This window comes from Pseudalkalibacillus sp. JSM 102089 (genome assembly GCF_041366475.1).
Classification (GTDB): Bacteria; Bacillota; Bacilli; order Bacillales; family Guptibacillaceae; genus Guptibacillus; species Guptibacillus hwajinpoensis_B.
On the sequence record NZ_JBEWYW010000013.1, the window covers coordinates 1 to 14,448 of the forward strand.

Sequence of the window (14,448 nt, forward strand, 5' to 3'; positions counted from 1 at the left end):
GAAAAAATTAGAATTAGTAAGGCAAATAGAATTGTTTTTCTACGTTTTTTAGTCATTGTTTCCTCCTGCTGTTATTAAACTCTACCCGTTACAATAAGCGATAACCACTGTGCAGCTATCGCTCCGAATATATTGAAAAAAGTTTGAACTACTATTTGCCTGGATTGGGTGAAAGATTGCCTTAAAACCAGCTATAAGAGCAGAACAATAGACCTTTATTTGATCTCTTTTTTATCTTCGCTTAAGACTTTTACGTCATATTCATCGTTTCGAATCGTTTCAGTATCCTCATCATTTTGAATATACAAATCAATTTCAGCTCGAATGTTTTCAGCGACTTGAGAGGATTCAGAGTCATCTCTACTTAGAGACGTTTTCACAATAATTTCAAGAGGGTACGGATGAAACGAGTAGGCAAAACCAGTCACAGGGAATTCAGTGGATTCGGTTAAGGCACCACCTATATCACCAATAGCGCCCGTTTTCTCCCAACGTTTTTCTTGCTCGCGAGCGATTTTCTCCACTTGTCGCACATCTAGTTCATAGTTATTACCAAAGTCTTTCGCTTCATCTTTTAGAATTTCCTTTAACTGATCTATACGTTCTTCCGTTTTAGGTACAATTACATTCATATAAACGCTTCCTTGATTGATACGTACAGATACTGGAAACATTAGTTCATATTCTTCAAATTGCAGCCGCTCAGTTAAAGCTTCTTCTAGCTTTTGGTTATTTTGCATTGCTAATCCAATTTCTTCTTGACTTTGCTCTGTTTTGATCTCTTCTTCTTCGTAGACAACCACACTCACTTCATACCCGTTGAGACCCGCATCGTTAAATTGGGTTTGAATTTGTTCAATAATTTTTTCTTCGTTTTCAGGTAATTTATTCAAAAAAATCTTTACTGACATTTCTCTGTCAAAGATATTAATATTTCTCATTTCTAAATCATTTTTCTCAACTATCGTGGTAACTTGGTTCAAGATTGTATCCCACTTCTCCATCTTCTGTTCCTCATCCTCAACAAATTGACTAATGTAAGGAATCTTCGCTAATACGTTTTCCATTACTGGTGCAAATATTATGCTTAGCGCCAGCATGGCAAAAAGCGCAACAGCTGTTACTCCACTTATGATACGTTTTCGAGAGTTCTTTCTCCGTTTTGTTGTCCCTAGGTTTCTTAACACTTGCTCCTGATGCCTCTTGTTAAACGCCATTTTCCGAACCTTTTCTGAATAGCTCCAGTTATTATTCTTCAAGAAAAATCCCTCCCCCGATTTGTTCCTTTAAGCTGATCCGTGCTCTACGTAGCCTGCTTTTGATGGTATTGGGTTTGACCTTGATGACGTCTGAAATCTCCTCTATCGACAAGTCTTCGTAGTAATAAAAAATGATTACTTCTCGTAATTTCACCGATAGATTCAGCACCTTTTCAAAAAGTTCATTATTCTCTTCTTTCTGCTCCATTTGAGAAGAAGGCGAGTTCATTTTCCTTTCATTTTCTGTCTCTATTATCGATTTGGGGAAGAGATTTCGAAACGACCAACTCTTCACGTAATCCTTGCAGTTATTAACTGTAATGCGATATATCCACGTCTTATAAGAGGAGCGATTCTCAAAACTTTGTAGGGACTGATAACAACGAATAAACACTTCTTGTGAAATGTCTTCGGCTAGTTGTCGCTCTTTCACATACGTATACGCTACGCGAAGAACCATATCTCCATACTCTTCCATTAAATCCACTAATAGCTCCTTTTTCGATTGATTTTCATGCTTATCTTGATCCTCTTGCATATTCTTCCCCCCTATTTGCTACCCAGTTAGACGAAGCAAACCTGATTGAGGTTCCCTAATAATTGAGATAATTGATCATTAGTAACACAAAAAATAAATGCCTAGAGCTTTGTGCTCTAAGCATTTCAAAAAGGTTTGCCAATAAAACTTCTTACTTTTTAAACTATACTTACTTGGTATTTTACCATTCACTAATATTTGAGCATTAAAAGAGAACATTCACGCTATAAATTACATATTATCTCGAATTCAAGTCTTCAATTATACTGCCCGATTGTCGAACATCACTGAATTACTATCTAACGCTAACATTAACATATTTTGGATGTTTTTTCTTTGCCATACTCAGTAATTTTCTATCTTATTCATTTTATTCAAACCAAAGATTTAATTCGTATCATACACACTGATCCGAAATCATCAACAGTAATAGTAATGTAACAAAGGGGTCCAATTATTTAGGTTTATACATAAACTTATTATTTTGATTTGGTTCGTGATCAGTTCAAACAAACCTCTATTACCTATCTTTTGTCTATCACCTTAATACCCTTCCACGCCAAAAGAAAGCGTTATCATTAAAGGTAATTATGGTAATATATAGTTAAAATGAAATGGGGGACGTTATGAGCACGGTTGTTACACCTGAAAAGCACGTTAAGATCCAAAGAAGGAAATGGCCGTATTATCTACTTGGGGGTTTTTCACTTTTACTGGTCATTGCTATCGCTGTAAGCTTCTGGTTTGTTCAAAACACAGCTCCTAAGACAAAGGGGGAAATGATCCTATCAGGCTTGGAGGAATCTGTTTCCATATATCGAGATGAGTCGGGTATTCCTCATATTGAAGCCTCCTCTACTAAAGATCTCTTTATGGCTCAGGGATTTGTCACGGCACAGGATCGCATGTTTCAAATGGACTTGAGTCGTCGGCAAGCTTCTGGAACGCTTAGTGAAGTCATTGGTGAATCAACAATTGATAAGGACAAATTCTTTCGAACGCTTGGTTTAAGAAGAGCTGCAGAAGATTCATTTGATGCCTACTCTCAGGAAGCGAAACAAATTCTTCAATGGTATGCTGATGGTGTGAATGCCTATATGGCTCAAGCAAAAGAAGAAAACTCATTACCACTTGAATTTACACTTGCGGGTTATGAGCCTAATGAGTGGGATCCAATCGATTCTCTTACAATCGGTAAATATATGGCTTTTGATCTTGGAGGACATTGGGAAGGTCAAGCCTTTCGTTATTATCTTCTGCAGAATTTCTCAGAAGAAGAAGCCGTGGACTTGTTCCCAAGTTACCCTGAAGAAGGCTCAACTGTGATTCAAGAAATTAAGGAAAGTAACCTTGATATGTCAAAAAGCTTTGCGAAATCAGTAATCCCAGATCAATATAATGGGAGTAACAATTGGGTCGTTTCTGGAGATAAAACCGCTTCGGGACAACCGCTTCTAGCCAATGATCCTCACCTGGGTCTTGGTACTCCACCGATATGGTATGAAACTCACTTAAATTCACCTGAATATAATGTAAGTGGCGTTATCTTTGCTGGTGTGCCAGGTATTATCGTTGGACGAAATGACTCCATTGCCTGGGGCGTTACCAATGTGGGTCCTGATGTTCAAGATCTTTATATTGAGAAAAGAAATCCTGATAATCCGACTGAATTTCAATATAATGATGAATGGGAGAAAGCAGAAGTTATAGATGAAAGCATTCCTGTAAAAGATAGTGAACCAATTCCATATAAAGTCGTTATTACGCGCCACGGGCCTATTCTCTCTGAATTTGCTTATGACGACCAACCTGATACCGCATTGTCTTTAAGGTGGACAGCCCTTGATCCATCTAGCGAGCTTGAGGCCGTTCTAATGATGGATACAGCATCTAACTGGGAAGAATTCAAAAGTGCCTTAACCTCTTTTCATACACCCGCTCAGAATTTCGTTTTTGCTTCTACTGACGGCACGATTGCCTACCGGGCGAACGGATTAATTCCTATTCGCAAAAATGGTGACAGCATGGTGCCAGTCCCTGGATGGAACGATGAATACGAATGGGAAGGTTATATCCCATGGGAAGAGCTTCCCACAATTGTTAATCCTGACGAAGGCTTCATTTCAACAGCAAATAATAAAATCACAACGGAAGACTACCCCTATCACATCACACATACATGGGCGCAACGTTATCGTCAAGATCGCATTCGAGAAGTTTTGCTTGAAAGCGATGAACTTGAACCAAAAGACATGATGGCGCTACAAAATGATTTCGTGAATTTGCAGGGAAAAGAATTTACTCCTCTTCTCATAGAGGAACTTAACAGTGAAAACTTAACATCTGTTGAAAAAGAGGCGCTATCTGTCCTTAATGAATGGAATTATATTGATGGTAGAGATGAAGCTGCTCCCCTACTCTTTCACCTCTGGTTAGTAGAAATGGAGAAAGTTCTTTTTGATGGAAAAATTGAAAAAGAGATGATGCCGCTTTTTGATGGTAAAAGTCAGGTGGTTGACCAGCTCATAAGACGAGCTGCAAGCGGGGATGAAGGACCATGGATAAAGAAGTCTGGAGGGTTTACATCCGTAGTCACTGAATCTTATCAGGCTGCAGTTGCTAGAGCAGTTGATTTACAAGGGCGTACACCAGAAAAATGGTCATGGGGTACGTTCCATGCGGTACCATTTGAACATCCGCTAGGTGCGATTAAACCGTTAAACCTCCTGTTTAACCCGGATGTAAATGCGATGGATGGCAGCCGCGTTACGGTAGGTGCTGCTGGATGGAACACGACAACTGGACTTGTAACCCATGGTGCACCATGGAGAGGCGTTACTGATTTATCAAACATTCAAACAAGCTACAATGTCATTTCACCAGGTCAGTCCGGCTTCGTTTTTAGTAAATGGTATGATAATCAAATTACGGATTGGGTTGAAGGAGAATATCATGAAACAAAGATGAATAATTACGAAGAAAATGCTCAGCACCTCATTCTAAAACCATAACAAAAGGCTCTCTCAGTCAATGAGGGAGCCTTTTAACATTCTTATTTTACAGAAACGGTCCAATTCTGCGTATCTTCTAATTTTCCAGTTTGAATTCCTGTGATTGTATCATAAAGCTTTTGAGACAGTTCCCCAATTTCATGATCATTGATGACCATTTTCTTACCAGCCCAGTTTAATTCACCTACAGGGGAGATAACAGCGGCCGTTCCTGTTCCAAATGCTTCTTCAAGCTGCCCTTTTTGAGATAGCTCGTAAAGCTCTTCAATGGAAACTTTTCTTTCCGTAACAGGGATATCCCATTTCTTTAACAATTCAATAACCGACATTCGCGTAATGCCGTGGAGAATGCTACCGTTTAATTCAGGTGTCACAACTTCCCCATTGATTTTAAAGAAGATGTTCATGCTTCCCACTTCTTCGATGTAACGCTTCTCTACCCCGTCCAACCAAAGAACATCAGCATTTCCATCTTTATATGCTTTCGCTTGCGCTTGATATGCAGATGAGTAGTTACCAGCCGTTTTGGCCATACCCGTTCCACCTTTAACAGCTCTTGTAAATTTATCCTCTACGCTAATTTTCACTGGAGTTAACCCTCCTGAGAAATACGACCCTACTGGTGAGAGAATAATCATCAATTTGTATGTGTGGGAAGGGGCAACAGATAGATTAGGTTCCGTTGCAATAATATAAGGACGTACATATAGAGACGTTCCAGGTGTTGAAGGCACCCAATCTTGCTCCAAGCTAATTAATTCCTTAAGATAGCCCATTACACGCTCTTCATCAATATGTGGAATGCTTAAACGTTCACTTGAAAGGTTCAGTCTCTGTAAATTTTTCTCAGGTCTAAACAATAAAATTCGATTATCAGAACGATAGGCTTTTAACCCTTCAAAAACGGTTTGACCGTAATGAAAAATCATTGCAGCAGGATCAAGAGTGATTGGCTCATATGGAATGATACGAGGTTCAAACCACCCTTTTTCAGTTTCATAATCCATTACAAACATGTGATCTGTGAATGTTCTTCCAAAAGGAATTTGATCCTTCTCAGGCTTCGCTTTCAAATTAGTGCTTTTCACAATTTCTAAATCTGTACTCATGGCCAGGACTCCTTACTCTCTTGAAAGTGGTTATGATAATGAATTCATACTCCTTCCACATGAAGGCAGTAGATTAACTATTCATCTATTGTACTGCCAAACTCTACTGAATTAAAGCTTTATAGTGCAGAAAGGTAAAAAAATTCAGTTTTTAACACCTAGCTCTATCATTTCATACAAATTCTAGCTTTCCGGTCCTGCTGGTCAGCATTTGAATCACACTTTTTTCACCTTTTACTGTAAGCGATTTCGAGTGAACAATAGCAATGTTTTTAACCAGAATAACAACCAGTTCAGATAATGCCTTTTAATATTTGCTATTGCAAGAGAGGCGATTTTTATGTAAATTAGTCAAGTATGTTTATTAGGAGGTCTCATCATGAATCAAACACAAAATACTCAACGCGTGCAAATGGTTACAGCTGATCCATCCGCTATTGGATTATTCGGGCTTGCTATGGTAACGCTTGTTGCATCATCAGCCAAGCTTGGTTGGACAGATGGCGTCTCATTTGTACTCCCTTGGGCGATTTTTCTAGGGGGCATTGCACAGCTGATCGCTAGTTTTCTAGATGCAAAGCACAATAATACATTTGGTACGACAGCCTTCGCAGCTTTTGGACTGTTTTGGCTTGGAGTAGGAACGTCATGGTTAATTGAATTCGGTGTCTTTGGAGACGCTGCGGCTGCCGCTGTGGATCCAAAGCAATTAGGCATTGCATACATCGGCTATTTGATCTTCAGTGTCTTCATGACAGTTGGAGCTATGGAAACACATAAAGTACTTTTCTTTATTTTTGTCTTTATTGATTTCTTATTTATCGGACTCACATTCTCCACTTTAGGTATTTTCCCTGAAGGCATGCACTTCTTAGCCGCCATTGCTGAGTTCTGCATTGCTATTTTAAGCTTCTATGGCTCAGCTGCGAGTGTTTTGAATACTCACTTTGGCAAAGTCACACTCCCGATTGGCAAACCATTCGGTATTTTCAAACAAGCTTAGTATCACGTAAAGAGACAGATGAATCTAGATTCATCTGTCTCTTTTATAATTTTTAAAGATATATGAAGATCATGGAGCCTTTGAATTGCCTTAATGCGAATCAAGTTCTAATAAAATGATTTGTACCGCCTATCTCCTTCACTGCGAACTTCCCCCTTATCACACTTCTATATCAACCATAATATCATTATGTAAACTTCATTAGTGATTAACTATCAAAAAACTCTATTATCTTATTCCATCTTAGCCAGGATAAGTGAATTGATTCCCTCCAAATCATTTTAACGCATTATGTAGATTATATATTTTCAATTAATTTTGAAATGTTAAAAAGAGATACAAGGCTAACCTCGTATCTCCAATTTATATTCAACATCCTTATTCACTCAACTTATTAATCTGATCGATAATATTATTTATCTCAGCTAACGTTTGAAAAGCTTCTGTTTTTTCAACAATCGAAAAATCTAAATTCCTATTTTTTATGTTCGTTAGACTCGATCACCTTTGAAGATTAGTTCATATACAATTCAGAAAAATTCAGTTTTATTAACCCTCTTATCATCAAGTAAGGACGCCTTTTGATTATGCCGAATGATTTTGTGTTAATTCATCACTTAGTTTTGTTCTCATAGCCATTCGCCCGCGATGTAGACGAGACTTCACTGCCCCCGGTGATAGCTGCAGTTTATATGCTATTTCACTTTCCTTTAAATGATCATAGTAGTGAAGCTTCATAACCACTCTTAATCTCGGGGATAACAAATAGATCTTTCTTTTCACAGATTCTTCAAAAAGAAGAATCTCACAGTCTTCTTCTACGTTACAATTGTGATCCGCTTGATTCATGAAAGTATCTTCCGTATGGAACAGAGTCACTTTTTTTTGCTTTCTTAATTGATCAATCGATTTTCGAGCGGCAATGGTTGAAAGCCAAGATCCTAGCTTCCTTTCACTTTGCACTTCGTCTAATCGATCATACGCTCTTAAAAAGGTTTCTTGAAGCACATCTTCGGCAAGTCCGTGATCTTTCAAGACTCTTAATGCAGTATAGTAAACGCGGTTGTAGTGTTTTGTAAAGATATCCTTAAAACATACTGTTCTCGAGTCTTTCATTGTTGTTGATCCTTAAAATAATCTTGCACAGAGCCTGGAGCATTTGAAGAGTCAAAGGTTAACACTTCATAATACCCTCCTTTTAAATCCTCATAATGAATGCCAACTAAATAATCCCCTTTCTCTCCTTCTTGGCTGCTTAATAATATCGTTTGGATTTGCTTCTTATCCTTTATCTCAAAAGGTTCAACGGATTCATTCTCTACAATTTGATCATAAGCTTCTCTCGGATATTGATTTTGTGCTTCATCCCATGGATAAATGCTTACATGATCAATTTCACCTTCGTCAATAAAAGCATCCTCATAGAAGCCTTCTTCTTTCAACCAATTAACAGTATTTTCATAGGAATTATAGATCGAATTGTCTTGCGGATAATAGTATTCTTCTGTCCAATCGGAACCTTCTCTTACTTCAGATACATGAGATCGAATCCCTTTTGGATGAATCAATTGATCATAGGATAAATTGTAAATATCCTCTCTTACATGTTGATAGAATTCTTGAATTTGCATTGGATCAAGTATAGATATTTCTTTATTAACGGGTCCTCCAGGTTGAAGAGTGACTTTTTGAACTTTTGAGGGGTCACTATTTAAGACAGGGTAAGTTAACTCTTTGTATTCCTTTGTTTCCATTACACGCTTAAGAGCTGCCTGGACGTTCTTTCGATCGACTTGATACGTACGTTGCACGCGATCCCCGTTTTTTAATTCATAAGAGATGAAATACATCATTCCTGTAGAATTAAACTCATCGTTCTGGTTAATCATCTCTTTTTGTAATTGTATAACTGCATTAATTGCACCTTCTGATTCAATTAAATCAGGTGAAGTATTTTCAATAAGTTCTTCTAACTGATAGATATTGTCACCTATATAAACATTTTTAACTTCACTCGTTTCTGGAACGTAACTTTCATAGTTTAACCAGAACAATGGCAAAATCCCTATAATTAAACCAGCTGTTGCTCCGTATACGAACAAGCCTTTAAAGTGCTGCCAGTGAAACACACGCCAGCTTTTATCTAACACCATTGAAGAAAGGAAATATCCGCAGATCCCACCTATAACGTACCCAAAAATCAACCACGATAACATTAGTTGAGTTTCTCCAAAATAGGTACCACCGACTAGAGCAAAGCAGAAGGTCATTCCAAACTGAAAGACTGGCTTTAACACGTTAATGGCAATCGTCTGTGTAGCTACTTCTAATGGACGTTTCTTATAGATGACTTTTCCACTAAAGTAGAATACTATTGAAGCGATAAAATAGATACCCAACAATATATACTGAACGGGGTGAAACCCCTCCTGTGGGTCATTAGGGTAATATTGAAAAACGTTGACAAGGGGTGAATAGTTACCTACCGTATGATTGATTACCACCAAGTCTGAAAACCCAGCAATAAAGAAGCTAAGATGTACCGCTACAAGAACATAGATCCCTGCCGGAAGAAGCATAAGGATATAAGTTAAAACAGCTTGAACGGTTGATAATCCAGTTAATGTACCAGCAAAGACACAAATCATAAACGTTAGAATGCTTACAATGATCATCATCAGCGTCCAATAACCAAGCTGGCTAATTGAATAAAAAGCTGACACGTCAGTAAACAAAAAGAACATGAATAGAATAAGACTAGTCAACAAAACAGGCGCAATGAGCAAAATCATTCCTGATAAAGCGTGATGGCGAAATAGATGCTCTCTGCTAATTGGTAAACTGTGAATAAAGTCTGAAGCACCTTTCACGTGAATGTAACGAAAAAGAAATACAGCCATTAAAACGGGCATTAGAAATAACAGCATAAATTGTACTTCAAACATAAATATCGGATCAAAAAGCCCAGCTCCGCTTGCTTCTATCCTATATTCATCGTTAAACGCCATGAATAATTGGAGCGGCAAAGTAAAGGCAAGACCACAAAAAAACAAAATACTAATCCAACCAACATTTCTAAAATCTCTTTTGAACATTTCTCTTCTAAACAAGGACGTTTTCGATAGCATATCCAACACCCTCCATTTCATAGATGAATATTTCTTCTAATGTAAGTGGTAATCGATCCATTAAGACTGGACCAATTTTCTCGATTTCGGTCATCACTTTCTTTTCTTCTCCTTTTACGATCAAGAGAATAACACTTCCCCGTTTTTCTTTATAGAGAATATCAAGATCGCTAGAAGTCAAATCGTGTTCTCCTGAATCTTTGAATGCGACTTGAACTTTATGTACGTCTTCCTTTAATGCATCTAAATCACGTTCAAGAAGAATTTCACCATGGTGAAGAATCCCGACATGATCACAAATCTCCTCAACTTCTCTTAAATTATGTGACGAGAGCAACACAGACATTTCTCTTTCAGCCACATCCTGAATGATCATGCTTCTTACTTTTTTTCTCATAACGGCATCCAAACCATCAAAAGGCTCATCTAAAATAAGCACATCCGGCTTAACTGACATAGATAAGATGAAAGCCACTTGTCTTTGAAGACCTTTAGAAAACTGGCTTACTTTCTTGTTCTCATCGAGCTTAAACAAATTCGTTAGATTTGTGTAGCGCTCCTCATCCCACTGTTCATATAAACTAGCATAATAATTGGCTAGCTGCCTCATTGTATATTGTGGTAAAAAATAAAGGGCATCTGGAATAAACACCACTCGTTGCTTCGTAGAGACATTTTCATAAATGGGATGGTCCATTACGAGAATTTCTCCTGAATCTTGTCTCAGAATACCGGAAATCATTCGCATAAGTGTTGTTTTTCCGGCGCCATTTGAACCAAGCAAACCATATATTGATCCAGGCTGCACAGTAAAACTAACTTGATGGATGATTTTGTTAGTCCCAAAAGACTTTTCAACACCGTTTACTTCAATCATCCTTTTTCCCCCCTTCAATTTCAGTTAATAGTGACTCAATTTCCTCTACTGTCATTCCAAGATAAATGGCTTCAGCTAGTAGCTTCTTTAACTGATCTCGCACGTTTTTTAGCTCCTCACTCTCAAGCTTTTTTGAAGGATTAACAAAACTCCCCTTCCCTTTCACTGAATAAATGTATCCTTGAGACTCAAGCTCTCTATATGCCTTTTGGATGGTATTCGGATTAATTGTCAGCTGATGCGCAAGTTCACGGACAGAAGGAAGTTTCTCATCGTCTTTCATAACATCTTTAATGATCAGCTGCTTCAAACAATCAACTAACTGTTCATAGATCGGCTTTCGACTTCTAAAGTCCAATTCAAACATCAATTCACCTCCACTCTCACTAGCTATAACTGTATTAACTGTATTAATATATGTAGTACAGTTAAAGTATATCGAAAGCCGATTGATTTGAGAAGTCTTTTTTTGTAATTTTTTCTATTAATGATCAAAAATGACTTTATCAAAATAAAAATAAGCCGTAACTCAATTCCATACTTGGGATTGAGTTACGGCTATTAGTTAGTTTTCAATAGACTTCCTTGTCTAAAGGTTTATGTAAATTCGCAAATAAATCAGATCATTTTCTTTCCAATATATTATTTACGCAAAATCTTTTCCATCGCTTTTCCTTTTGCTAACTCATCGATCATCTTATCCAAATAGCGAATTTCCTGCATAGTTGGTTCTTCAATGTTTTCTACTCGTACACCACAGACCACTCCTTTGATCATCTTGCGTGAAGGATTCATTTGGGGAGCTTCCATAAAGAAGGTCTCAAAGTCTGTCTTTTTTTCTAATTGAGTTTCAAGCTCATTTTGGCTATACCCTGTCAACCAACGAATGATTTCATCCACTTCTGCTTTTATTCGCCCCTTTTTTTCCGCTTTCGTCACATAATGGGGATAGACGCTTGCGAAGCTCATTGTATAAATTTTATGTTTTGTCATAAAAAAAGCCTCCTTTGATTACTAAAGTAAAGATTTGCAACAGCTTACATATTCGTCTTCACATCATACTGTCCCTCAACCTTTAATGTTATACAATTTCATCAGTCAACGTTCCCTGATGAAAAATCATCTCCCACTTTCCATTATTGTTTCTCCATATGGAACTTCTTAAGGTCTTTTGTGATCTTGTTTTATCATGGATGCGATATGTTGCAAGAACGGCAGCCTCTGATATTGGGTGTATTTCGAATTCACTTAGAATCATTTCTCTATTGGAAAGACCATTAATGTAATTCCCCTCTTTATGCCACACTTTCCCGGAACTGCCAAACTCAAAGAAATCATCTGCAAGTAGCTGATTTAATCTATCTGGATGAGAACGTATTTCAGGCTTTAATAGTTCTTCTTCTAATTTCAATAAATGATTTTTTAACTCTATTTCCTCGATGATAATCACCCCCACTTTTTACTTATTCATCCATATTGTACTCTTTTAAAACGACAGAACGTGATATTCTTCACGAAATTATTGATGTAAGCGGTTAAGTATGAGGCTATGCATTGAAATTCGCTCAAGGATAATTTAACCTATTAGAGTAGGTATAAAAGATGACTGGATGATGGACACTTTATAGGGAAAAATAAACAGAGTGAAGTCCAACTTTTCTTCTATCTCTTGATTAGTAACTTCGTTTCTAATCGGGTATAAAAATACCTTAACATGGTTTTGCCTTACTATATAACAAATAAGCGTAACTGCTTAAAAGAAGGAGAAGTGACTATGTCAGAATCAATCACAACCGAAACAGGCGAAAAACGCGTCCCTACTCAAGACGAACGCGAACTGCTTGATCAGCTTTTGGATCCTAAAGTTCAAGAGTCACTAAGCGTGCTTGTAAAGGAACTTCCTAAAGTAACGGAACTTGTTAATATGATGTCTAAATCATATGATACGGTCCAAGCTCTTGCAACAGATGATGTATTGAAGAATGATACAGTAGAATTTATGTCTGAAATTCTTCATCCTGTTACAAACTCCGTGAAAGACGTTGCAGCAAATGCAATTGAAGCAAAAGATGAAGCTGAAAAGAGCTCAGAAGTTATTGGGGTATTCGGTCTTTTGAAAATGTTAAAAGACCCTCAAGCTCAGAAGCTTTTCAGATTCGTGAATGCTTATCTTAAAGTTTCAGGAGAAAAAAGTAACCAAAAATAATACTGATCTGCTAGAAATGGAGGAACAATCATGTCAAAACAAATAGTCATTTTGGGCGCAGGTTATGGTGGGCTTCTTTCTGCTTTATCCGTACGTCAATACTTAAATGAATCAGAAGCTACTGTTACATTAATTAATAAAACACCTACTCATCAAATCATTACAGAGTTGCACCGTCTAGCTGCTGGTAACATCTCTACAGAAGCAGCGGCACTTCCACTGGACAAGTTATTAAAAGGAAATGACATTAACCTTAAAGTTGCATCGGTTGATTCATTTTCTGTTGATAATAAAGAAGTTAAGTTATCTGATGGTTCTACACTTTCTTACGACGCATTAGTTGTAGCACTAGGTAGTAAAACAGCGTACTTCGGTATTCCAGGACTTGAAGAAAACAGCATGGTACTGAAATCTGCTGAAGATGCAAACCGTATCCACGCTCATGTTGAAGAACGCATCAAGAGCTTTGCAGCATCAGGTGACGAAGCGGATGCTACAATCCTTATCGGCGGTGGCGGTCTTACAGGGACTGAACTCGTAGGAGAACTAGCTGATGAAACACCAAAGCTTGCTCGTAAATATGGCGTAGATCCTGCCAAGATCAAATTGAAGCTTGTTGAAGCAATGCCTAAAATTCTTCCAATGCTTCCTGATGAATTAATTAACCGAGCGATGACTAGCCTTGAAAAACGCGGTGTTGAATTCCTTACAAACCTTCCTGTAACGAATGTAGAAGGAAATGTTGTTGAATTGAAAGATGGCCAAAAGATTGTTACAAACACATTTGTTTGGACAGGCGGCGTTCAAGGGAATCCACTTGTTGGCGAATGCGGTATCGAAGTAAATCGCGGCCGTGCAACAGTGAACAATTACCTACAATCCACTTCTCATGAGGATGTATTCGTTGCCGGTGACAGTGCCGTTTACTTCAAACCAGGTGACGAGCGTCCACAACCACCAACTGCTCAAATCGCTTGGCAAATGGGTGACCTTATTGGTTACAACTTGTATGCTTACCTTTATGACAAAGACTACAAAGAATTTGAACCAGTTAACTCTGGAACATTAGCAAGTCTTGGTCGAAAGGATGCCGTTGCTCAAATAGGTGGCAACGCAACATCCCTTAAAGGCCTTCCTGCATCTGTGATGAAAGAAGCAAGTAACGTTCGTTACCTTTCACACATCAAAGGATTGTTTGCATTAGCATACTAGGATATTGAATATGATTAAGGGTACTGTGTTAGCTACACAGTACCCTTTTTTAGTGCCTTATTATTTAATAAGGCACTCTATTAAAAAACCACAAACAAAGCATTC

Annotated in this window: 13 protein-coding genes; 4 read left to right on the forward strand and 9 right to left on the reverse strand. The window is 37.8% G+C overall.

Translation table 11 applies throughout. The features are described from left to right. Positions 1–215: 215 nt before the first annotated feature. Together ABVF21_RS19520 and ABVF21_RS19525 are read right to left on the reverse strand one after the other, a co-directional pair. Positions 216–1,259 (reverse strand): hypothetical protein, encoded by a 1,044-nt coding sequence (locus tag ABVF21_RS19520; RefSeq protein WP_371018814.1) that lies wholly within the window; start codon positions 1,257–1,259, stop codon positions 216–218. Next, positions 1,249–1,797 (reverse strand): sigma-70 family RNA polymerase sigma factor, encoded by a 549-nt coding sequence (locus ABVF21_RS19525; protein WP_371018815.1) that lies wholly within the window; start codon positions 1,795–1,797, stop codon positions 1,249–1,251. Before ABVF21_RS19525 ends, ABVF21_RS19520 begins: the two co-directional genes overlap by 11 nt. Before the next feature lie 626 nt (positions 1,798–2,423). On the opposite strand from ABVF21_RS19525, the gene ABVF21_RS19530 reads away from it, so the two are divergent. After that, positions 2,424–4,808, forward strand: a complete 2,385-nt coding sequence (locus ABVF21_RS19530) for a penicillin acylase family protein (protein WP_371018816.1) — start codon at positions 2,424–2,426, stop codon at positions 4,806–4,808. Between the two features lie 41 nt (positions 4,809–4,849). Here the strand turns inward: ABVF21_RS19530 and ABVF21_RS19535 are convergent, their stop codons facing one another. Beyond that, positions 4,850–5,917, reverse strand: coding sequence for a branched-chain amino acid aminotransferase (locus ABVF21_RS19535; RefSeq protein WP_303531075.1), 1,068 nt, complete (start codon positions 5,915–5,917; stop codon positions 4,850–4,852). 379 nt (positions 5,918–6,296) lie between these two features. Here ABVF21_RS19535 and ABVF21_RS19540 point away from each other — a divergent pair, with 379 nt between their 5' ends. Further along, positions 6,297–6,920 carry an acetate uptake transporter gene (locus ABVF21_RS19540; protein WP_255622575.1) on the forward strand — a complete coding sequence of 208 codons (624 nt, stop codon included), beginning with the start codon at positions 6,297–6,299 and terminating at the stop codon, positions 6,918–6,920. A 585-nt stretch (positions 6,921–7,505) separates the two neighbouring features. On the opposite strand, the gene ABVF21_RS19545 is transcribed toward ABVF21_RS19540, so the two are convergent. From ABVF21_RS19545 to ABVF21_RS19570, 6 genes are all read right to left on the reverse strand, one after another. Next, positions 7,506–8,036, reverse strand: a complete 531-nt coding sequence (locus tag ABVF21_RS19545; RefSeq protein WP_371018817.1) for an RNA polymerase sigma factor — start codon at positions 8,034–8,036, stop codon at positions 7,506–7,508. Continuing rightward, complete coding sequence (locus ABVF21_RS19550) at positions 8,033–10,048, reverse strand: DUF6449 domain-containing protein (protein WP_371018818.1); 2,016 nt, start codon at positions 10,046–10,048, stop codon at positions 8,033–8,035. The genes ABVF21_RS19545 and ABVF21_RS19550 overlap by 4 nt, the downstream gene beginning before the upstream one ends. Further along, the gene (locus ABVF21_RS19555; protein WP_371018819.1) at positions 10,023–10,925 is read right to left on the reverse strand and encodes an ABC transporter ATP-binding protein; all 903 of its coding nucleotides are present in this window, start codon (positions 10,923–10,925) and stop codon (positions 10,023–10,025) included. Before ABVF21_RS19555 ends, ABVF21_RS19550 begins: the two co-directional genes overlap by 26 nt. Next, entirely contained in the window at positions 10,918–11,292 is a 375-nt protein-coding gene (locus ABVF21_RS19560) for a GntR family transcriptional regulator (RefSeq protein ID WP_371018820.1), read from the reverse strand. Before ABVF21_RS19560 ends, ABVF21_RS19555 begins: the two co-directional genes overlap by 8 nt. 275 nt (positions 11,293–11,567) lie before the next feature. Next, complete coding sequence (locus ABVF21_RS19565) at positions 11,568–11,918, reverse strand: DUF2200 domain-containing protein (RefSeq protein WP_194221854.1); 351 nt, start codon at positions 11,916–11,918, stop codon at positions 11,568–11,570. Between the two features lie 88 nt (positions 11,919–12,006). Beyond that, complete coding sequence (locus tag ABVF21_RS19570) at positions 12,007–12,381, reverse strand: DUF4440 domain-containing protein (RefSeq protein WP_371018821.1); 375 nt, start codon at positions 12,379–12,381, stop codon at positions 12,007–12,009. A 318-nt stretch (positions 12,382–12,699) separates the two neighbouring features. Here ABVF21_RS19570 and ABVF21_RS19575 point away from each other — a divergent pair, with 318 nt between their 5' ends. Then, positions 12,700–13,131 carry a DUF1641 domain-containing protein gene (locus ABVF21_RS19575; RefSeq protein ID WP_194221855.1) on the forward strand — a complete coding sequence of 144 codons (432 nt, stop codon included), beginning with the start codon at positions 12,700–12,702 and terminating at the stop codon, positions 13,129–13,131. Positions 13,132–13,161: 30 nt separating this feature from the next. Beyond that, a complete protein-coding gene (locus tag ABVF21_RS19580) occupies positions 13,162–14,343 on the forward strand; it encodes an NAD(P)/FAD-dependent oxidoreductase (RefSeq protein WP_283154090.1) in 1,182 nt (393 codons plus the stop codon). Positions 14,344–14,448: the final 105 nt, after the last annotated feature.